This is a genomic window from Caballeronia sordidicola, from assembly GCF_000729995.1.
Taxonomy (GTDB): domain Bacteria; phylum Pseudomonadota; class Gammaproteobacteria; order Burkholderiales; family Burkholderiaceae; genus Caballeronia; species Caballeronia sordidicola_A.
In genome coordinates, this window is the sequence record NZ_JNFG01000004.1 from 58,457 (window position 1) to 79,313 (window position 20,857).

20 protein-coding genes are annotated in these 20,857 nt (G+C 59.9%); 8 read left to right on the forward strand and 12 right to left on the reverse strand.

Going from position 1 to position 20,857, the window contains the following annotated elements; translation table 11 throughout:
- The first annotated feature begins 334 nt into the window (after positions 1–334).
- A complete protein-coding gene (locus FH08_RS54300) occupies positions 335–943 on the forward strand; it encodes a sensor histidine kinase (protein ID WP_419177985.1) in 609 nt (202 codons plus the stop codon).
- A complete protein-coding gene (locus FH08_RS0103515) occupies positions 940–1,482 on the forward strand; it encodes a response regulator transcription factor (RefSeq protein WP_031356987.1) in 543 nt (180 codons plus the stop codon). The genes FH08_RS54300 and FH08_RS0103515 overlap by 4 nt, the downstream gene beginning before the upstream one ends.
- A gap of 84 nt (positions 1,483–1,566) precedes the next feature.
- On the opposite strand, the gene hslU is transcribed toward FH08_RS0103515, so the two are convergent.
- The 9 genes from hslU to FH08_RS0103560 all read right to left on the reverse strand — a co-directional run bounded on the left by hslU (position 1,567) and on the right by FH08_RS0103560 (position 11,313).
- Complete coding sequence (gene hslU, locus FH08_RS0103520; protein WP_031356988.1) at positions 1,567–2,907, reverse strand: ATP-dependent protease ATPase subunit HslU; 1,341 nt, start codon at positions 2,905–2,907, stop codon at positions 1,567–1,569.
- A gap of 42 nt (positions 2,908–2,949) precedes the next feature.
- A complete protein-coding gene (hslV, locus tag FH08_RS0103525) occupies positions 2,950–3,486 on the reverse strand; it encodes an ATP-dependent protease subunit HslV (protein ID WP_031356989.1) in 537 nt (178 codons plus the stop codon).
- Positions 3,487–3,903: 417 nt separating this feature from the next.
- Positions 3,904–4,323 carry an RNA polymerase-binding protein DksA gene (dksA, locus tag FH08_RS0103530; protein ID WP_031356990.1) on the reverse strand — a complete coding sequence of 140 codons (420 nt, stop codon included), beginning with the start codon at positions 4,321–4,323 and terminating at the stop codon, positions 3,904–3,906.
- Positions 4,324–5,084: 761 nt separating this feature from the next.
- Complete coding sequence (locus FH08_RS0103535; protein WP_031356991.1) at positions 5,085–6,164, reverse strand: CobW family GTP-binding protein; 1,080 nt, start codon at positions 6,162–6,164, stop codon at positions 5,085–5,087.
- A gap of 183 nt (positions 6,165–6,347) precedes the next feature.
- Positions 6,348–7,550, reverse strand: a complete 1,203-nt coding sequence (locus tag FH08_RS0103540; RefSeq protein ID WP_031356992.1) for a class I SAM-dependent rRNA methyltransferase — start codon at positions 7,548–7,550, stop codon at positions 6,348–6,350.
- Positions 7,551–7,761: 211 nt separating this feature from the next.
- On the reverse strand, positions 7,762–8,682 hold the full coding sequence (gene xerC / locus FH08_RS0103545; protein ID WP_031356993.1) for a tyrosine recombinase XerC: 921 nt from the start codon (positions 8,680–8,682) through the stop codon (positions 7,762–7,764).
- A gap of 1 nt (position 8,683) precedes the next feature.
- Positions 8,684–9,403, reverse strand: coding sequence for a DUF484 family protein (locus FH08_RS0103550; protein ID WP_031356994.1), 720 nt, complete (start codon positions 9,401–9,403; stop codon positions 8,684–8,686).
- Positions 9,404–9,433: 30 nt separating this feature from the next.
- Positions 9,434–10,318, reverse strand: coding sequence for a diaminopimelate epimerase (gene dapF / locus FH08_RS0103555; protein WP_031356995.1), 885 nt, complete (start codon positions 10,316–10,318; stop codon positions 9,434–9,436).
- A 110-nt stretch (positions 10,319–10,428) separates the two neighbouring features.
- Positions 10,429–11,313 carry a lipid A biosynthesis lauroyl acyltransferase gene (locus FH08_RS0103560; protein ID WP_031356996.1) on the reverse strand — a complete coding sequence of 295 codons (885 nt, stop codon included), beginning with the start codon at positions 11,311–11,313 and terminating at the stop codon, positions 10,429–10,431.
- Positions 11,314–11,606: 293 nt separating this feature from the next.
- Here FH08_RS0103560 and metK point away from each other — a divergent pair, with 293 nt between their 5' ends.
- A complete protein-coding gene (gene metK, locus FH08_RS0103565) occupies positions 11,607–12,794 on the forward strand; it encodes a methionine adenosyltransferase (protein WP_031356997.1) in 1,188 nt (395 codons plus the stop codon).
- Positions 12,795–12,985: 191 nt separating this feature from the next.
- Here metK and FH08_RS53200 read toward each other — a convergent pair whose 3' ends face one another.
- Positions 12,986–13,345 (reverse strand): hypothetical protein, encoded by a 360-nt coding sequence (locus FH08_RS53200; protein ID WP_235210276.1) that lies wholly within the window; start codon positions 13,343–13,345, stop codon positions 12,986–12,988.
- A gap of 373 nt (positions 13,346–13,718) precedes the next feature.
- On the opposite strand from FH08_RS53200, the gene FH08_RS0103575 reads away from it, so the two are divergent.
- Positions 13,719–14,483 (forward strand): phytanoyl-CoA dioxygenase family protein, encoded by a 765-nt coding sequence (locus FH08_RS0103575; protein ID WP_031356998.1) that lies wholly within the window; start codon positions 13,719–13,721, stop codon positions 14,481–14,483.
- Between the two features lie 18 nt (positions 14,484–14,501).
- Here the strand turns inward: FH08_RS0103575 and FH08_RS0103580 are convergent, their stop codons facing one another.
- Both FH08_RS0103580 and FH08_RS0103585 read right to left on the reverse strand, forming a co-directional pair.
- Complete coding sequence (locus tag FH08_RS0103580; RefSeq protein WP_031356999.1) at positions 14,502–14,705, reverse strand: DUF3185 family protein; 204 nt, start codon at positions 14,703–14,705, stop codon at positions 14,502–14,504.
- Positions 14,706–14,735: 30 nt separating this feature from the next.
- Positions 14,736–15,578, reverse strand: a complete 843-nt coding sequence (locus tag FH08_RS0103585) for a mechanosensitive ion channel family protein (RefSeq protein WP_063771161.1) — start codon at positions 15,576–15,578, stop codon at positions 14,736–14,738.
- Between the two features lie 248 nt (positions 15,579–15,826).
- Here FH08_RS0103585 and mgrA point away from each other — a divergent pair, with 248 nt between their 5' ends.
- The 4 genes from mgrA (at position 15,827) to FH08_RS0103605 (ending at position 20,783) form a co-directional block, all read left to right on the forward strand.
- Positions 15,827–16,870, forward strand: a complete 1,044-nt coding sequence (gene mgrA / locus FH08_RS0103590; RefSeq protein WP_031357001.1) for an L-glyceraldehyde 3-phosphate reductase — start codon at positions 15,827–15,829, stop codon at positions 16,868–16,870.
- A gap of 636 nt (positions 16,871–17,506) precedes the next feature.
- Positions 17,507–18,277, forward strand: coding sequence for a ferredoxin--NADP reductase (locus FH08_RS0103595; protein ID WP_031357002.1), 771 nt, complete (start codon positions 17,507–17,509; stop codon positions 18,275–18,277).
- 361 nt (positions 18,278–18,638) lie between these two features.
- Complete coding sequence (locus FH08_RS0103600) at positions 18,639–20,036, forward strand: amino acid permease (RefSeq protein WP_031357003.1); 1,398 nt, start codon at positions 18,639–18,641, stop codon at positions 20,034–20,036.
- Between the two features lie 270 nt (positions 20,037–20,306).
- Positions 20,307–20,783, forward strand: coding sequence for a (2Fe-2S)-binding protein (locus tag FH08_RS0103605; protein ID WP_031357004.1), 477 nt, complete (start codon positions 20,307–20,309; stop codon positions 20,781–20,783).
- The last annotated feature ends 74 nt before the right edge of the window (positions 20,784–20,857 follow it).

A 20,857-nucleotide genomic window follows, 5' to 3' on the forward strand; every position in this document is an offset into this window, starting at 1 on the left:
GCCGCTGAACATAGAAGATCCGCTGAATTTGTTCGAATATTTCCGCATTGGGCTGTGGGTGAACTTCATGGTCAGCGTGGGGTTGATCGGCTGGTTCGTGGCGCGGATGTCGCGGGCGCTGCGAGCGCGGGATTTTGCGCTGGCCGATGCCCAGGAGCGGCTTCTGCGCGACGAGCGCGCCGTGGCGCTGGGTGTCCAGGCGGCAACGGTCGCGCACGAAATTGGCACGCCGCTGTCGACCATCGCGATGCTGAGCGAGGAGTTACGCGATTCCGCCCGTCACGACCCACATCTCGCCCCTTATTCCGCCGATATCGAACTCCTCGAGCAGCAAATGACGCTGTGCACGTCCGCGCTCGCGCGCCTGCGCAGTCGCGCGACCGTACCCGCGCCGCGGCAACCGCTGGATGACTGGCTGCATGGGTTTGTCGAACAATGGCGGCTGCGCCATCCGCACGTGCGTTTCGAGTTGATTGAGTCAGGAAATGAGTCGGAAAATGAAGCGGAGGAGCACAAGCGCGCGGGGCTGTTTCTCAGCGATCCCGTCGCGGTAGGGCAAATACTGACTATTCTGCTGGATAATGCTGCGCGGGCCAGCAGCGATTCGGTGACGCTGATGACGTCGGCAAACCGGCATCTTGGCGAGCCCGTGATTCAATTCGATGTCCGCGATCAAGGCCCCGGGATTCCGGCGGCATTGCGGGGTTCGCTCGGCGCGATGCCCGTCGACAGTACGCAAGGCGGCCACGGTGTCGGCTTGTATCTGGCATTCTCAGCGGCAACGCGGCTTGGCGGGTCGATCGAACTCACGCCAGCCAGTCCGCACGGTACGCACGCCATCCTGCGTCTCACCGACACAAGCGCCCCCGAATCGCGGGAAAAAGCAGCACGGACGGGCCGCGGCGGGGTCGCCGCTTCCGTCACTACGGAGAAAAGAGCATGAGCGATACAAATTTTTTGGTCATCGACGACGATGAGGTCTTCTCGGGCATCCTCGCGCGCGGACTGACGCGCCGCGGCTATACGCCGCATCAGGCGCACGACGCCGCCACGGCGTTGCGATTGGCGAACACGCAGAAGTTCGGCCAGATCACTGTCGATCTGCACCTCGGCCACGATTCAGGATTGACGCTCGTCGCGCCCTTGCGCGATCTTCAACCTGATGCGCGAATTCTCGTGCTAACGGGTTATGCGAGCATCGCGACGGCGGTTCAGGCCGTGAAGGACGGCGCCGATAATTATCTGGCGAAGCCGGCAAACGTCGAGACAATCCTGTCCGCGCTGCAGGAGGAGGCCAGCGAGCAGACGGCCGAAGAAGCGATCGAGCACCCGGCGTTGTTATCTGTTGCGCGCCTGGAGTGGGAGCATATTCAGCGCGTGCTTGCCGAGAACGGCAACAATATTTCGGCTACGGCGCGAGCATTGAACATGCATCGGCGGACACTGCAGCGCAAGCTGGCGAAGAAACCCGTGCGGCAATAAACGTTATGTAGAACGTAAAAGGGCGGTTCACGATTTCAGTCATTTGCTGAAACCGTGAACCGCCCTTTTTTGACTCGAATCGCGTTACAGCACGTAGCGCGACAAATCTTCGTCTTCGGCTACATCGTTCAACGCTTTATCGACATAAGCGGCGTCAATTTTCACCGGATGACCCGTGTGATTGCCCGCCGCAAACGACACTTCTTCGAGCAACTTTTCGATCACGGTATAAAGCCGCCGCGCACCGATATTCTCCGTCTTCTCATTCACTGAAAACGCAATCTCTGCCATCCGGCGAATACCGTCCGTGCTGAAAGCCAGTTCGACGTCTTCCGTTGCCAACAACGCCGTGTACTGCTTCACAAGACTGGCGTCGGTCGTATTCAGAATGGATTCGAAATCCTCAACGGACAGCGAATCCAGTTCGACGCGAATCGGAAAACGCCCTTGCAGTTCGGGGATCAGGTCGCTCGGCTTGGCCAGATGGAACGCACCGCTGGCGATAAACAGGATGTGGTCGGTCTTGATCATCCCGTATTTCGTATTGATGGTGGTGCCTTCCACAAGCGGCAGCAGGTCGCGCTGCACACCGGCCCGCGATACTTCCGCGCCACCCGTCTCACTGCGCGACGCGATCTTGTCGATCTCGTCCAGGAACACGATGCCATTCTGCTCGACGTTCTGAATAGCCTTCGTCTTGACCTCTTCGTCATTCAGCAGCTTGCCGGCTTCTTCGTCGGTGAGCAGCTTCAGCGCGTCCTTGACCTTCACCTTGCGGTGCGTCTTCTTGCCGCCGCCGATATTCGCGAACATGGAGCGGATCTGGTCGGTCATTTCCTCCATGCCCGGCGGCCCCATGATGTCCATGCTTGGCTGCGGCCCTTCAATGTCGATCTCCACTTCCTTGTCGTCGAGCAGACCTTCGCGCAGGCGCTTGCGGAACGTCTGGCGCGTGCTGTTCGCGCTGTCGTCCTGCAACTCGGCCGTGCCGAAACCTGCCGCCGGCCGCGCGCTCGGCAGCAGAATGTCCAGGATCCGATCCTCGGCGCGATCGATGGCGCGCGAACGCACTTTGCGCATCTCGCTTTCGCGCGTCTGCTTGACCGAAATTTCGATCAGGTCGCGCACGATGCTGTCCACATCGCGACCGACGTAGCCGACTTCGGTGAACTTCGTTGCTTCAATCTTGATGAACGGCGCGTCGGCAAGCTTCGCCAGACGCCGCGCGATTTCCGTCTTGCCGACGCCGGTCGGTCCGATCATCAGGATGTTCTTCGGGGTGATTTCCTGGCGCAGCGGTTCGGCGACCTGCTGACGCCGCCACCGGTTGCGCAGCGCGACAGCGACCGCTTTTTTCGCGCGGCCCTGGCCGATGATGTGTTTATCGAGTTCCGAGACGATCTCGGCGGGAGTCATGGTTGTCATCGTTGGTCCTTGTCCTGTGCTCGCGAATACGCGAAAGCCGTGTTACTCGATCGTCTCGATGACGCGATTGTGATTCGTATAAATGCACATGTCGCCCGCGATTGTCAGTGCCTTTTCGACGATATCGCGCGGCGAGAGTTCGGTGTTTTCGGCGAGCGCTTGTGCTGCGGCCTGCGCGTACGCACCGCCCGAACCGATCGCGCAAATGCCGTTTTCCGGATCGAGTACGTCGCCGTTACCCGTGATGACGAGCGTGGTTTGGGCGTCGGCGGCAATCAGCATGGCTTCCAGACGGCGCAGCATGCGGTCCGTGCGCCAGTCTTTCGCAAGCTCGACGGCGGCGCGTGTCAGGTTGCCCTGGTGTTTTTCCAGCTTGGCTTCGAAGCGGTCGAGGAGTGAAAACGCGTCGGCTGTGCCCCCCGCGAAACCGACCAGGACCTTGCCGCCATAGATGCGGCGCACTTTCTTCGCGCCGCCTTTCATCACGATATTGCCGAGGGTGACCTGGCCGTCGCCACCGAGGGCGACCTTGTCGCCGAGTCTTACGGAGACGATAGTCGTGCCGTGAAATTGTTCCATGTGCATTCCTATGAAAGCGGAGTGGGCGCGGCAGCCGGTTGACCGGTATGCCGCCGCGCCGCCGGGGAATCCTTGGGGAGCGTGAGGAGCCCGGACGCGCTGCAAGGTTGCGCTCGACCGGACCCTGGCCACGTCCGCGCTACGAGAGCGCGTCCAGTTCATTTTAGGGCGCTGCGGAGTTTATCAAGGCGCGTCTTGCGGCATCTTGTGCGGGATGGCGTTTTGGACGTGCCAGCCTTATGGAATAAGCCTTATCAGCCGAAAAAACGGGGCACAAAAACAAAAAGGCACACGATTTTTCGTGTGCCTTTTGTGTTTCAAGCGTGTTTTCAAGCGCTTTCCAATCTCTTCGATACAAATCCCAGCCGGCAAGTTTCCCGCCGCGGCCCAGGCCGCAGCGTATGCTCGACCGGCCGATCAGTCCCCGAACAGCTTCTGGCGCAGTTCGCGTCGTTCCTGCGCTTCGAGCGAGAGCGTCGCCGTCGGGCGCGCGATCAGGCGCGGAATGCCGATCGGCTCGCCTGTTTCCTCGCACCAGCCGTAATCGCCCGACTCGATACGCGCCAGCGATTGCTGAACTTTCTTCAGCAGCTTGCGTTCGCGGTCGCGCGTGCGCAGTTCGAGCGCGTGCTCTTCCTCGATCGTCGCGCGATCAGCCGGGTCCGGAACGATGACGGTTTCCCGCAGGTTTTCCGTCGTCTGGCCCGCATTCTTGAGAATGTCGGTCTGCAGCTGTTCCAGTCGGATCCTGAAGAACGCGAGTTGATCCTCGTTCATGTAATCCTTGTCGGCCATCTTCAGGATTTCGTCTTCGGTCAACAATCGTTTCGTCGTCATCTGGCTTGCTTCTTCAATGTGGGGCGATGTCGTTCGCCATCTTCGCGGTCGCTCGCCGCGCTCGCCGCCGCTGTCGTTCGGTTACCCTCACTCCAGCGATACTCGCCAACAATTACTGCATGCACTTACTACGCTAAACGGGCTGCGACTCTCGGGCGCTGGACGGCGCCACGCGGGGCCGGATTCATCTAGACCGATTCATCTGTACTGATTTTCAAGCGATTCGACCGGTGCCCGATGTTCGGAACAACACCTTACTCGTCACTTCCACTCTCTTGCCGGGTTTGCAATATAACGGTGAAACGTTGCTCGCGGCGCCGGCGGGAGCCTTTTTTAGCGTCTTTTCAGCAAGCCCTCGCGCCGGGCTTTGCAGTCAAGGCTTGGCGGCGTACCGGCTTCTCCAGTGGGGCTGTATTGTAACTGAATCGCAAATGCGTACTACACCTGAGCAAAACGCCGGCGCGATTCGTTCGTTATCTCAAAAATATAACGCGCTGACGTTTAAAAAGCGATGGTTCTTGGCGTGCGTGAACACATATTGCAACGACGCTCATCGCAAAAAAAGCAGCGGCCCCTAAAGGCGCAGCGATTTTAGCTTCGCTGAAGCGCCGCAATGGTTGCGCTACAGGAGAGAAATAGCGAGAACTGTGCCGAGAATGGAGGTTTTGGATCGAGCGGCGGCGCGAAGCCTTCGTGTGAAGGCTTCGCGTTCGCCGGTTACTTCGGTTACTTTCGCGCTTCAGCGTATTCCGCTTCTTCGATCAGACCAGGCAGGCGGTCAGTCCGTCGATGATCAAATCCTGCGGCAGCTCAATGCCAATGAACACCATCTTGCTGTTCTTCTTTTCGATCGGTTGCCATTTCGCGGCAAGATCGCTGCCCATCATCTGATGCACACCCTGGAACACGACCTTGCGATCGACACCCTTCATATACAGCACGCCCTTGTAGCGCAGCAGGCGTTCGCCGTAGATCTGCAGGATGCCGCCGAGGAAATCTTCGAGCCGGTTCGGATCGAAGGCGCGGTCGCTGCGGAATACAAACGACTTGATTTTGTCGTCGTGATGCGCGTGATGGTGATTCGCGTGGCCATGCTCATGGTCGTGGCTGTGATCGTGGCCGCAGGTGGCGTGGTCGTGATCGTCGTCGTGCGCATGATCGTGCTCGGCATGGTCGTGCGCGTGATCGTCTTCCGCCAGGAAATCCGGATCGATTTCGAGCTTCGAGTTCAGGTTGAAGCCGCGCAGGTCGAAGATTTCCTTGATGTCCGCTTCACCGAAATTCACCACTTTGATCGCGGCGCGCGGGTTCATGTGAACCAGCCGGTGCTTGAGCGCGTCGAGCGCGGCAGCGTCGACCAGATCGGATTTCGTGATGAACAGACGGTCCGCGAAACCCACCTGGCGCTGGACGACTTCATGCTCGTCTAGCTGATGGTTGGCGTGCTTTGCATCGACCAGCGTGATGATTGCGTCGAGCAGGAATTCGTCGGCGATGCTGTTGTCCATGAAGAACGTCTGAGCGACCGGGCCAGGATTCGCGAGCCCGGTTGTCTCGATCACTACGCGGTCGAAGTTCAGCGTGCCGGCCTTCTTGCGCTCGGCGAGATCTTCGAGCGCCCGCGCGAGGTCGCCGCGGATCGTGCAGCAGATGCAGCCGTTGCTCATCTGGATGATCTGCTCGTTCGTTTCCTGGACGAGGATCTCGTTGTCAATATTTTCTTCGCCGAACTCGTTCTCGATCACGGCGATCTTCATGCCGTGCTTGTCGTTCAGGATGCGCTTGAGCAACGTGGTTTTGCCGCTGCCTAAAAAGCCGGTCAGGATGGTAACGGGAATCATGGTGGTCGCCCTGTTCTTTAAAGTCGAAGGATCGTGCGGCATGTTTTTCGGCGGCGGGCGTGATCTGAGAGCCTGCGCTACGCCTTAAAACATGCGGTCGGTCGATTATTGAAACATATTTGTCAAGCGGACGCTCTGTGCTCCCCTCAACGCGCGCTGTCCGAAGCGTTCAACTATGGGCGATCACGCGATTTGCAACAATAGGCCTTTCAGGTATTCCCCTTCGGGAAACGCGGTTAAAAGCGGGTGATCGACGCCTGCGCCAAGGCGCTTCAGGATACGCGCGTCAACTTTCGCGTCGGCCGCGGCGCCTGCCACGATCTTCTGGAACAGATCGGCGTCAATGGCGCCGGAGCACGAATAGGTGAACAGCAGGCCGCCCGGGCGCAACAGTTTGAAGCCGGTCAGGTTAATGTCCTTGTACGCACGCGCGGCGCGGTCCACATGTTCCCGCGAAGGCGCGAACTTGGGCGGATCGAGCACGATCAGGTCGAAGCGCTCGCCTTCCTCATGCAAGCGGCGCAAGGTCTTGAACGCGTCGGCGTCGAGCCACTCTGCGCGTTGCGGATCGAAACCGTTCGCTGTGACGTTTTGCTGGGCGAGGGCCAGCGCGTCGCCGGAGGAGTCGATCGATACCACGCGTTTTGCACCGCCTTTCAACGCCGCCAGCGAAAAACCGCCGGTGTAGCAGAAGCAGTTGAGAACGTCCCGGTCGCCCGCGTATTCGCGGACAAGCGAGCGATTGTCACGTTGATCGACATAAAAGCCCGTTTTATGACCCCGTTCGACGTCGATGTGGTACCGCACCCCGCCTTCCTTCGCAATCAGCGTTGCCGGGGGCGGATCGCCGGCGAGCACGCCGGTGATCTGTTCGAGCCCTTCCTTCTGCCGGATCGACACGTCCGAGCGCTCATAGACGTTCGGGCAGCCGGTCGCGCCAATCAACGCCTTCACGATCGCCTCTTTCCAGTGTTCCACGCCCGTCGCCATGAACTGGCAGACCAACTGGCCACGCTGGCTTTCATCGTCTGCGATGTAGTAATCGACGATCAAGCCCGGCAGCCCGTCCGCCTCGCCGAAAATCAGCCGCGTGGCGCCGGTGTCGCGCACCATCGTTTGCCGGTGCGCGATCGCGCGTTGTACGCGTCGCTTAAAAAACGCGTGATCGATGGGCTCGCTTTCATCGAAACTCCAGACACGGGCGCGAATCTGCGAAACCGGGCTGTACGATGCGCGCGCCATGAATCGGCCATCGTGGGCGCGGATCAGCACGGTTGCACCCGGCGCGGGTTTGCCTTCCACGTGTTCGATCGCGTTCGAATAGACCCACGGATGGCGGCGCGCCAGCGATTTTTCTTTCGCCGGTTTCAGCGTGATGGTGTTCATGAGGGTCTTCGGTGAAAGCGCAAACTGGGACAGAGAAGTGCACGTTGGAGAGGTTTTGATCCGTGTTCTGTTTCTGTTTCTATTCGCAGCGAGAGAATTTGGCGGTAGGGCGGTTAGGGCGGTTCGGCCGTTACGCCGGTTTCACGGTGAGTCGGCCACGTTTTTGCGCGCAGCGACACGCCCGCATCTCGTTGCTTACGCGCATGCCGGCCTAGTCGCGTTTTTTTGCGCGTGGATGTGTCTGGTCGTAGACGCGAGCCAGATGCTGGAAATCGAGCGACGTATAAACCTGCGTGGCCGCGATACTGGCGTGGCCGAGCAGTTCCTGCACAGCCCGGAGGTCGCCGCTGGATTGCAGCACGTGTGTGGCGAACGAATGCCGCAAGACGTGCGGATGCACATTCGACGGCACGCCGGCCAGCAAAGCCATGCGTTTCACGCGGTCACGCACCACATTCGGCGACATCCGGTTGCCGCGCACGGACAAAAACAACGCGTGCGGATCATCTTTCACGAATTGCCCGCGCACCTCAATCCACGCGCGCAACGCGGTGATCGCCTTGCTGCCCACGGGCACCGACCGCCGCCGGTTTCCCTTGCCGAGCACATTGACTTCGGTGCTGGCGAGGTCGAGCCAGCCGGCCGAAAAATATCCTTCGGATTGCACGAAATGCACGTCCAGCCCGACCAGTTCGGCGAGCCGTAAGCCGGACGAATAGAACAGTTCGAGTATGGCGTGGTCCCGCAGCGCCTCAGGCGTATCGGCCTGGGGCGCTTCCATCAGCGCGTTGGCGTCGTCGACGGAAAGCGCCTTGGGCAAGGACTTCGCGCGTTTCGGCGCGCGCACGGTCGCGACCGGATTGGCTTGCATTTCAACCTGCTCGGCAAGCCACCGATAAAACGCCCGCCATGCCGATAACCGATGTGCAATGGAGCGCGCCGACAACCCGCCGCCGTGAGCACGCGCCACAGCGCCGCGCATGTCCGTGGCGGTCAGCGATTCCAGCGCCCGTCCATTGGCCAGCTTCTTCAGCTCGTCGAGTTCGTGCGTATAACCGCGCAACGTATGGTCCGATAATCGCCGCTCGTGCTCGAGCATCGACAGATAGGCGGCTACCGGATTGTCGGTCATATCAGTGGGGCAGCAAGCGGCTGAGCGCGGCGCTTGCGAGCGTGCCGATCTGTGTAAGGAAGTCGGTGGCCATGCCTTCGTGGAACCGGCGCGGATCGGGCGAACCCATGACCAGCAAACCAAACGCGGGCGCTTCGGGGCCGGCCGACGGATCACGCAGCGCGAGCAGCGCGATGGATTCAGTGGTGTTGGCGGTATCGACGACACCATCCGTTGTCGCCGATGCCACCGAGACCGAACTCGCCGATGTCAGCCATTGGGCCGCCTCAAAGCCGGTGTTCGGCCCGCAATACGCTGTGGTCAGGCCACTCGTGAAGGAGCGGACTTCCTCGCTCGTGGTCCGCGCGAATTCGGCTTGCGCATACGGTTCCGCGACATCCCACACCCGCAGCGCGGCTTGCGGCACCTCGAAGATTTCACACAGGCCAGCGGGAATGGTTTTCGGCAGCGCATGCGGATCGCGCTCGGACATGACCCGAATTGTCCATCGATGAAACTTCGCGGCAATGCTGTCGTTCTCATGTCCATACCGCAGGAGCTCGGCCAACCGGCGCTCGATCTGCTTGTTCTTGTCGCGGAGCATTTGCATCTGGCGCTCCTGCAGCGACACCGCGGACTTGCCATGCGGATTGGACAGCCGGATCGCACCGAGCAACTCGGCGTGCTCGGCAAAGAAATCAGGATTGGCGATCAGGTAATCGGCGACTTCGCGTTCGTTCATGGTATCGGGCAGCATCGTGGTTCCTGGCGGTCAGTCGGCGTGAGCGAGTTTGGAATCAAGCTCGATCTGGCCTTCGAATACGGTGGTGGCGGGGCCGGCCATGAAGAGCGGGGCCGCGGCGTTGTGCGCGCCATCCCAGGCGATGGTCAGCATGCCGCCGTGGGTCTGGACCTGCACCGGCGAGTCGAGCAGACCACGCCGGATACCCGCCGCGACCGCCGCACATGCGCCGGTACCACACGCCAGCGTTTCGCCCGCACCACGTTCGAAAACGCGCAGCTTTACCGCACCGCGGTTCACGATCTGCATGAAGCCCGCGTTGACCCGGTTTGGAAAGCGCGCGTGATGTTCGATCACCGGGCCCTCTGCCAGCACCGGTGAGTTTTCCACGTCGGCCACGATCTGTATGGCGTGCGGATTACCCATGGATACAACGGAAATCCAGCGCGCTTCGCCATGCACGTCGAGCGGCCACAGCGTGTCGGCGCCTTCAGTGCGGCCTTGCAAACCTGCGGCGTCGAAGGGCACCAAAGCTGGTTCGAACTCCGGCCGCCCCATGTCCACCACTACGTCGCCGTTCTCCTGCATGGTCGGTACGATCACGCCGTGATGTACCTGTACCCGGATGCTCGTCTTGCTGGTAAGGCCCCGGTCGCGCACGAACTTCACGAAGCAGCGCGCGCCGTTGCCGCAATGCTCTACTTCGCCGCCGTCGCAATTGAAGATGCGGTATTTGAAATCAACGTCTTCAATGTCTGGTTTTTCGACCAGCAGCAACTGATCCGCGCCGACGCCGAAGTGCCGGTCCGCGAGCGCGCGCACCTGGGCTCCGTTCAGCGAGAGCGGTTTGGAGTAGCCGTCGAGCACGACAAAGTCGTTGCCCGCGCCTTGCATTTTGGTGAATTCGAGTTTCATGCCGCTATTGTAAGTGACGCGCAGCAAGGGCACGCACTAGACCGAATGGGGGATGAGCCCGATCTTGTGCAGCAATCTCCCGTTGTTTCCCGGACACTGGTACACGCCGGTTAATAAAAGCCCGGCTCGCCTGGCGGGCGCGTCTTGAAGCGCTTGTGCACCCAGTAATACTGTTCGGGCATCAAGCGGACCTGGTCTTCGAGGAAGGCGTTCATGCGGCGGGCGTCGGCTGCGTCGTCGCCGGTCGGGTAGTTGTCCCAGGGCTTGAAGACCCGCAGCCGGTAACCCTTGTAGTTCGGCAGCACTTCGCCCACGAACGGCATGATTTGCGCGTGCCCGGTTTTGGCCAGGCGGCCGACCGCCGTCAACGTGCATGCTTGCACGCCGAAGAACGGCACGAAGGTGGAGTTGCGCATGCCGTAGTCCATGTCGGCGCCGAGCATGACCGGCTTGCGGTCCCGCAGCCAGCGCAGCACGATGCGTGCGCTGTCAGCGCGGCTCGCCATTTCGGCGTCGAAACGGCCCCGCTGCTTCTTGGCTATGTCGTCGAGCGCTTTGTTCGACATCGGCTGATACAGCGAACCACACGTACGGTGCAGCGAGTAGTTGATCCACACTGAAGCCGCCTCGATCGCGACGAAGTGGAAGCCGAGCAGCAACGTGGGCGGCATGTCGGGATCGAGGAGATCGACTTCACTGTCCACCTGGATCAGCTTGGTGAGTTTCTCCGCCGAGCCGAACCATTGCACGCTGCGCTCCACGTAACTGCGGATCGCGTGCCGGAAGTGCTTCTGGGCGACTTCTTCCCGGCGCTCGGGCGTCCACTCGGGAAAACACAGGCGGAGATTGATATGCACGATCCGTTTCCTGTGGCTCGGGACTTGATAAAGCAGCCAGCCGAGACCGTCGCCGAAACGGGCGGTGATGCCGTAGGGAATGAGGGCGAGCAGCTTCAGGAAGCCCACCGCCAGCGCGACGCCAATGCGACCTAACATGTGACGCTCCCGTGGGTCCGTGTGGCGGGGTTTCGATTTTGCCGGGGAGCGTTCCGGGCATGACGCAGGTGAAGGTAATTCTGGATGGGCAGCAAACGTTCGGCTCTGTGACAAAAGTGAGAAACCGCTATAATAAAACCTTCGCCGAGTTAATGGACAACTTGCGGGGCGAAGCCGGATGGCGCTTAACGGCGCTTTCTGGACCATGTTTTCCGCTAAAGCGTCGCCGCTTCAGACTCCAGACGAAGTCGGCTACGTGAGCAACTTACCCGTACTCAAATGGAGTCTGAAGCGTGTCAAACAATTACTTCTTTACCTCTGAATCCGTCTCCGAAGGCCACCCGGACAAGGTAGCCGACCAGATCTCCGACGCCATCCTCGACGCCATCCTGGCGCAGGACAAGTATTCGCGCGTCGCGGCCGAAACCCTTTGCAACACGGGTCTGGTCGTTCTGGCGGGTGAAATCACCACGCAGGCGAACGTCGACTACATCCAGGTCGCGCGTGACACCATCAAGCGTATCGGTTACGACAACACGGAATACGGCATCGACTATCGCGGTTGCGCGGTGCTCGTCGCGTATGACAAACAGTCGCGCGATATCGCGCAAGGCGTGGACGCCGCTCATGACGACAACCTCGATCAGGGCGCCGGCGACCAAGGGCTGATGTTCGGCTACGCATGCGACGAAACGCCCGAACTGATGCCGCTGCCCATTCACTTGGCACACCGACTGGTCGAGCGTCAGGCGAATCTGCGTCGCGACGGTCGCCTTAACTGGCTGCGTCCGGACGCGAAGTCCCAGGTGACCGTGCGTTATGTGAACGGCAAGGCGCATAGCATCGACACCGTCGTGCTGTCCACGCAACATGCACCGGACATCGAACTGAAGGCGCTCCGTGAAGCCGTGATCGAAGAGATCATCAAGCCGGTTTTGCCGGCCGAGTTGATCAAGGGCGATATCAAGTTCCTGGTGAATCCGACCGGACGTTTCGTGATCGGCGGTCCGCAAGGTGATTGCGGACTGACGGGTCGCAAGATCATCGTCGATACATACGGCGGCGCGGCGCCTCATGGCGGCGGCGCGTTCTCGGGCAAGGACCCGTCGAAGGTCGATCGCTCCGCAGCGTATGCAGGCCGCTACGTCGCGAAGAACATTGTCGCGGCAGGGTTGGCTTCGCGATGCCTGATCCAGGTGTCCTACGCAATCGGCGTGGCGCGCCCGACTTCGGTTATGGTCAACACGTTCGGCACGGGCCGCGTGTCGGATGAAAGGATCCAGGAACTCGTGCTCGAGCATTTTGACCTGCGTCCGAAGGGCATCATCCAGATGCTCGATCTGCTGCGTCCTATCTATGAGAAGTCGGCTGCGTATGGCCACTTTGGCCGTGAAGAGCCGGAATTCTCGTGGGAAGCCACGGACAAGGCACTGCTGCTGGCGGAAGCCGCCGGAACGGAACCGGTTGTTGAAACGGCCTGAAGGTCTGGTTTGAGTATGTAAAAAAGCCCGCTGAGCGTTGCGCTCAGCGGGCTTTTTTAATCATGGCGCAGTTGGACGTCGATCTTGCCACCGGGGGGGAAACTCCGCTTCGCCCCGCACTCACAGCGGCAAATCGGCGCACGCGTGAGGACAACCGAGTTCAGACCAAGGCATTGCGTCTTCAAAAATAATCAGCGGACAGCAAACGCAAACCATCCGTCGCTGGTCGAAAGCCTGCGCGGACGACGGCTCGTCGTATTAATCACACCAGGCGCCAATTTCAATTTAGCCACGGGCGCACGTAATTGCGTTGGTTTTCGCAATAGCGCTTTAAATGCGGCCTGTCGCGATGCTGCCCTTAATCGCAGATTCGAAAAAAATCCGTGAAACCAGGAGCGAATACCATCGACGGGGTGGGTATTCCTGAATTGTCCTGCGAGCAATTGAGTGCGCGCGGAATGATGGCGTAGGGCCCGAACAACGCTGCGTCCGGCTGGACGTGCAGCGCGGACGGCGGCACGGGTAAGACGATTCGTGAAACGAATATTCATGGATTTCACAGGCTCGGGTTCGCAATGGCTGCAACCCGACATTAGTCGGATCAAAAAAAGCGTTCAACAGTTTGATCGATTGAACACAATAAAAGTTGCGAGCCTGAAGCGCGCACTTATTTAATAGATTTTCATCGAAAGCGATTTTCGATGGGCTCTCTCAATGCACGACGGCAGGTTATAGAAGAAATGTTACTGCCGGAAGTCGGCATTTTCCCGCACGGATGTGCGAGCAATTGTTCGACGGCCGAAACTCGCAGGACGGAGCGCTGGGCGGCCCGGGCGATTTACAATCGATGTATTCGCCCTAATTAGCCGGCTTGTCTACAGTCTGATCAAGCCTGCCGGCCAGATGCTTTCCCTGTGAGTCGATATGCCGAATCAATCGAAGTTGGAACAAGTCCGCGCGTTGCGTGAGAACGGCTACGTGGTGTTGCCGGGTCTTGTCACGCCGGAACGCTGCGAAGCCATGCGCGACCTTGCGCGGCGGCAGTTAGTAGAAGCTGCGGCGCCCGTCGAGTTCGAAGCCGACCTGCAATATCCCGGCGCGCCGAATTCGAAAGACGCGCCCGGGGGGCAGACCGTGCGACGCTTGCTCGACGCATACGGGCGCGATCCGCGGTTCGCCGCCTGGGCCACGTCGCCCGATGTGCGTGGCTGGATGGAGGTGTATTTCGGCGAAGCGCCGACGCTTTCGCGCGCGCATCACAACTGCGTGATGACGAAACATCCGGCTTACGGCAGCCTGACCGGCTGGCATCGCGACGTGCGCTATTGGAATTTCGAGCGGGATGACCTGGTGTCGGCGTGGGTGGCGCTGGGTAACGAGACGGTCGAAAACGGCGCGTTGTGGTTCGTGCCGATGTCGCACAAGCTGCCGTTCACGTCCGAACGTTTCGATAAAGCCAAGTTCTTCCGTTCCGACCTGCCCGAGAACGAAGTGCTGATTCGCAGCGCGGTATCGCCGAAACTGAATGCTGGCGACGTAGTGTTTTTCCACTGCAACACGCTGCATTCGGCCGGCAAGAATCTCACCGATCAGGTGAAATTCTCGCTGGTCTACACCTATCGCGGCGCCAGCAACTTGCCGTTGCCGGGAACACGGTCGGCATCTATGGAAGACGTGCCGCTTATTTGAAGCATGCGCCTGAACGCGTCAGCGCTTGCCCGGGATCGCCAGGCCGATCAATCCGGCCAACATGGCGACCGCGCCTGCCGCGATCAACCAGATTGTCTTGTTCGTCGGCGCGCCGGTGAAGAACCGCGAGACGTCGTTGCCCAATGAATGGAACGACTGGCCACCAAAATACAGCAGCACGACGCCGCCTACGATCAGTGCAATGGAAATCGCCTTGGTCATGAAAATCTCTTCAATGTGCGGACGCCAAGCTTATTGGGCCTTGGCCGAAGCGTCCAGCGCCGCGTCAGTGCCAGGTGCGGGTGGCTGCGGGGCTGGCTTGATGCCCGGCTTGATCTGGCGCAGCAAATCGGCCTGCACGTTCGCGTAATCGGTCCGCTTTGTCCAGACGGCGACGTTCAGTTTCACGCCGGTATCGGTGTAATCGGAGACGGCGATCCACGGTTTGGTCTTGTCGTCGATGATGATGCGCGGATCGGTATCCACAATCCGATGCAGCGAAGCCAGCGACTCTTCAATATTGTGATCATCAGGGATGATCACATTCAGCACCACGCGCCGCCGGTCGTTGGCCGTGAAGTTGGTGACCGGGTTCGCCCAGATCGTGCTGTTTGGTACGAACATGATGACGCCGTCGCTTTTCGTCAGACGAGTGCTGAACAAGCCAATTTCGTTGACGGTTCCAGCAGTCGCCCCGGCCCCTTCAATGTAGTCGCCCACCTTGAACGGCCGCAGCAGCAACAGCATCATGCCCGCTGCAATGTTCTGCAACGTGCCCTGCAATGCGAGGCCGATAGCCAGACCGGCCGCGCCGAGCACGGTCAGGATGCTGGCCGCCGCGACGCCGAACTTGCCCAGCGCTGCAACAATGGCAACCACGCGGATCGCCCATTGCACCAGGCTCGCCATGACGGGCGTGAACGTGGCGTCCGCGTTCGTGCGGCCGAGCGCGCGTTTCACCGCGTTCGCCACGCGGTTCGACACCCACCAGCCGACCAGTAGAATCAATATGGCCATCAGGATGTCGAAGCCGTATGTGACACCTGCTGTCAGCAAGAAATTGTAGACAGGGCGTAGTTTGTCCAGCGGGTCCATGAAATTTCTCCTCGTTCGAATGAACAGGGTTTGGCCGGGTCCGCCCCCTAATCGTTCCCCTGTTGGCCATTTGGCCGTGTCCCGAATATCGGGATAGCCTTGATGTTCTTCGGGTCAAGCCCGACACGAGTTCGCGCGATTCGCTACCATGGCGGACTTGGTGCACGTCAGACGACATGTCCCGCGCGATTGTTGCTTGCCTGTGTTTGCACCCCCCTTTGTCCCTTCACCAATTCGAGGATTTCGTCATGGCTTACGAAGCAGCTTCCGAACGCTATTCAGAGATGACTTACCGCACCTGCGGCAAGAGCGGCCTGAAGTTGCCGGCGTTGTCGCTGGGTCTTTGGCACAACTTCGGCGACACCACGCCGATCTCCACGCAGCGCGACATCCTGCGCACCGCGTTCGATCTCGGCATTACGCACTTCGATCTCGCGAACAACTACGGGCCGCCGTACGGCAGCGCGGAGACGAATTTCGGGCGTTTGTTCAAGGACGATTTCCGGCCGTATCGTGACGAATTGCTGATTTCGTCGAAGGCGGGCTGGGACATGTGGCCGGGGCCGTATGGCCAGGGCGGCGGATCGCGGAAATACGTGCTGGCGTCTCTTGATCAGAGTCTGCAGCGCATGGGCCTGGATTACGTCGATATCTTCTATTCGCATCGTTTCGATGCCGATACGCCGCTCGAAGAAACCGCTGGTGCGCTCGCGACCGCCGTGCATTCAGGCAAGGCGCTGTACGTGGGCATTTCGTCGTATTCGTCGGCCAAGACGCGCGAGATGGCGAAGCTGCTGGCCGAGCATAAAGTGCCGCTGCTGATTCATCAGCCGTCCTACAACATGCTGAACCGGTGGATCGAGGAAGATTTGCTCGATACGCTCGACGATGTGGGCGCGGGCAGTATCGCGTTCACGCCGCTGGCGCAGGGGCTGCTGACGGGCAAATACCTGAACGGCATTCCGGCCGATGCGCGCGTCAACAAGCCGGGCGGCGGGTCGCTGAAGCAGGAGCATTTGAGCGAGAAGAATATCGATCATGTGCGCAAGCTCAACGAACTCGCGCAGCGGCGTGGCCAAAGCCTCGCGCAAATGGCATTGGCGTGGGCATTGCGCGGTGGGCGCGTGACGTCGGTGCTGATCGGCGCGAGCCGTCCCGAGCAAGTGACGGAGAACGTCGGTGCGTTGAAAAACCTGGAGTTTTCGAAGGAAGAACTTGCCGAAATCGATCAGCACGCGACGGAAGGCGGGATCAACCTGTGGGAAAAGCCTTCGACGGATCAGCGGATCTGAATTGCGCTGACGGGCATAAAGGGGCGCTACACGGGCTGCGTTCCCTTGACTCCTGATCGAAGCCGCAATGTTGCTTCGATACTGACGACCGGCTCTGCGTTGGCTGTATTGCCAAGAATGCCAACGGAATATCAGCGCCGAGTCTCATTTCACCTCGCCGAAACCAGCCTGACGGCAGCAGGGCTTTTGCCTTGCTGCCCGCACGGGTTGCTATCATGCGGACTCCGGAATGCTTGCTTCGTCCGCGATCGACTTCGTTGTCCCAGTTCGCAAGAGATTTTGCACGCTTCGCGCGACGTTGTCCCGACGATCCAGCCTGCAAATTGCGCATACAGGTCGACCATTCCAGTGCCGCGCGTTAAAAAAACGCGCCTTGAACCCGGAAATCGCGTGTGCGGTAAAATAGGCGTTTACGCGTGAGGCAAGCGGGGAATGCGGAACATTCGCTCCGAACGCGCGGGTCTTCGCAGCGCTCGACCTGGTTCTCGCATATCGCCGGAAATTCCGCTTTAGCATCACGCATTGCTTTCGTCGCGCCTTCGAGGTGTTGTCGCCGGAATCGAGCCCAAGTTGATCAAACAACGGCCGCCGGAACGCACTACTGCGCCGCCCTGATTCCGCACTATCCATGAAGCCATGAGCAACCTTAATCCGCAAACCGTTCTAAGCGTCCACCACTGGACCGATACGCTGTTCAGCTTCACTTGCACGCGCGACTCCGCGTTCCGTTTCGAAAACGGCCAGTTCACCATGGTCGGCCTCGAAGTCGATGGCAAGCCGCTGCTGCGCGCTTACAGCTTGGCGAGCGCGAATTACGAAGAGCACCTCGAATTTCTCAGCATCAAGGTGCAGGACGGTCCGCTGACATCGCGTCTTCAGCATTTGAAGGTGGGTGACCCGGTGTTGATCGGCAAGAAGCCGGTGGGTACGCTGATCGCCGACAACCTCTTGCCCGGCAAGACGCTGTGGCTGCTGTCGACGGGTACGGGCCTGGCGCCCTTCATGTCGATCATCAAGGACCCGGATGTCTACGATCGTTTCGACAAGATCGTGCTCACGCACACCTGCCGTTTCGTCGATGAACTCGCGTACAAGGACTTCATTACCGAGCACCTTCCGGCGCACGAGCATCTGGGCGAGTTGATCCAGGAAAAGCTGGTGTATTACCCGACGGTTACCCGCGAAGAGTTTGCCAATCGCGGCCGGATCACGGACCTGATCGAAACGAAGAAGCTGTTCGCAGACCTGGACGTGGCGCCCTTCTCCGTGGAAAACGACCGCGTCATGCTTTGCGGCAGTCCGCATATGCTGCGCGACACGCGTCAGCTCCTCGATGAAATGGGCTTCCAGGAAGGCAGCAACAATCATCCGGGACATTACGTTGTGGAAAAGGCCTTCGTCGGCTGAGCTTCGCTTGCGACCTTGGTACCTTGCCCGCGTGCTGGAAAACAAAAACCGAAGCCCTTGTGCTTCGGTTTTTTCATATGGCGGTTCCATCAACCAATCGCGTCATGCAATTCAACGTTGCGACAAGATGCCCTAAAAAGCGGCTTTTACTACTGATGCGGTTTGCGAAAGCCGATCTGATCTCAAATTAGTCCTGATACACAATTTTCGAACGTTTCTGGAAAAAATTCGCTGACACCGGGAAGTCAAAATTCCATTGTGTGCAACGTTTTGCGACGCTTAACTTCCTCATTCCGATAAAATCGCGGGTTTTCCAATCGATTTAGCGCTCCGCGCTCGAGGTTTGAGGAGTCACCCGTTCATGTCCCTGTTCCGCAAGAAAAGCATCGAGCACATGCTCGCCGGCGCGCAACGCGCCGGACTCAAAAAAACGTTGGGGGCGCTCGATCTGACGTTTCTGGGCGTCGGCGCGATTATCGGCACGGGTATTTTCGTGCTCACCGGGACGGGCGCGGTTCAAGCCGGTCCGGCGTTGATGGTGTCGTTTATTCTCGCGGCCATTGCGTGCGCGCTCGCGGCGCTCGCGTACGCGGAGTTTGCATCGACCATTCCCGTCGCTGGATCCATCTACACGTATTCGTATGCCACGCTCGGCGAACTCGCCGCGTGGGTTATCGGCTGGGACCTGATGCTGGAATACGGGTTGGCGACCTCCGCGGTGTCGGTCGGCTGGTCGGGGTATCTGCAGTCGCTGCTGTCGGGCTTCGGCATTTCGTTGCCCGTGGCGCTGACAGCGGCGCCCGGTGCCGTGCCAGGACATTTCACGCTGTTCAACCTGCCCGCGTTTCTCGTCATGATGGCGATCACGTCGCTGCTGTCGATCGGTATCAAGGAGTCGGCGCGCGTGAACAACGTGATGGTCGCGATCAAGGTCGCGGTCGTGCTGATGGTGATCGGCGTCGGCGTGTTTCACGTCACGCCCGCGAACTGGCATCCGTTCATGCCGAATGGCTGGAACGGCGTGTTCGGTGCGGCGGCTGTGATGTTCTTTGCGTTTATCGGCTTCGACTCGGTGTCGTCGGCGGCGGAAGAAGTGAAGAATCCGAAGCGTGACTTGCCGATCGGCATTATTTCGTCGCTGGCGGTTTGCGCCGTGCTTTACGTGGCGGTGGCCGCCGTGGTGACGGGTATTGTTCCGGCGGCGCAGTTCGCCAATGTCTCGCATCCCGTGTCGTACGCGTTGCAGGTCGTGGGGCAGAGGTGGGTGGCGGGTTTCATCGATTTGGGCGCGGTGCTCGGCATGCTGACCGTGATTCTGGTGATGAGCTACGGTCAGACACGCATCATCTACGCGATGTCCCGCGATGGCTTGCTGCCCGCGCGTCTGTCGACCGTGCATCCGAAATTCGGCACGCCGTTCTTTACGACGTGGCTGGTGGGTCTGTTCTTCGGGCTGATCGGTGCGCTCGTGCCGCTCAACGTGCTGGCGGAACTGATCAATATCGGCACGCTGGCCGCGTTTTCGATGGTGTCTATCGCCGTGCTGATTTTGCGTCGTACGCATCCTGACCTGCCGCGTGCGTTTCGTTGCCCAGGCGTGCCCGTCGTGCCGGTGCTGGCGGTTCTGGCTTGCCTGTTCCTGATGCTGAATCTGAAAGCGGTGACGTGGATTGCATTCGTGGTGTGGCTCGCAATCGGGCTGGCGATCTATTTCGGCTATTCGCGCTGGCATTCGAAACTGGGGCGCGGGGTGGAGTGACACGCGGAGGTTGAACCCAGCCGCTTAAGCCTTACGCCGCCCATCGAGGCGGCGTTTTTACGACCGCTTTCCGCGAGACGCGCCCCCGCAACCCTCTGTCCCCACCCGCCTTTAGCCCAATAGCGACGGTTTTCGTTTTGTGCTTTACTAAGTGCTACAACAAATAAACACGAACCCAGCCAGACACTCACACTCGTGAAGTCCGCAAGGCCAGTGAAACAAAAGCGATGAGTGAGCTTCGGCTGTATATCCCCCGAAGGAGACAGAAGCATGGCGCTCAGCATCAGTCTGACGGTCAACGGCAAAGCCGTTACCGCCACCGTCGAACCCCACATCCTCCTAGTCCAGTTTCTCCGTGAGGAGTTGTGTCTCACGGGCACGCACATAGGCTGCGACACCGCCCAGTGCGGCGCATGCACGGTCCACCTGGATGGCCGCGCGATCAAGTCGTGCAACATCCTTGCCGTGCAGGCCGACGGGTCGTCGGTGACGACTATCGAAGGGATGGCGAAGGACGGTGAACTCCATCCCATGCAAGCGGCGTTCAAGGAGTGCCATGGCCTGCAGTGCGGCTTCTGTACGCCCGGCATGGTGATGAGCGCGACCTCCCTCGCCGCGCAAAAGCCCGATCTCACCGAAGCCGATGTCCGCGAACAACTTGACGGCAATCTCTGTCGATGTACGGGGTATCACAACATCGTGAAAGCCATAGTGCAGGGCGCGCAAGCCATGAAGGCCTCGCCCTGAGCCGCCGCCCGCGCTTCAACTGAAGCTGCAACGAAGCCGCACTCACCTTTCCGATGAAGATTCGCGCCTGAACA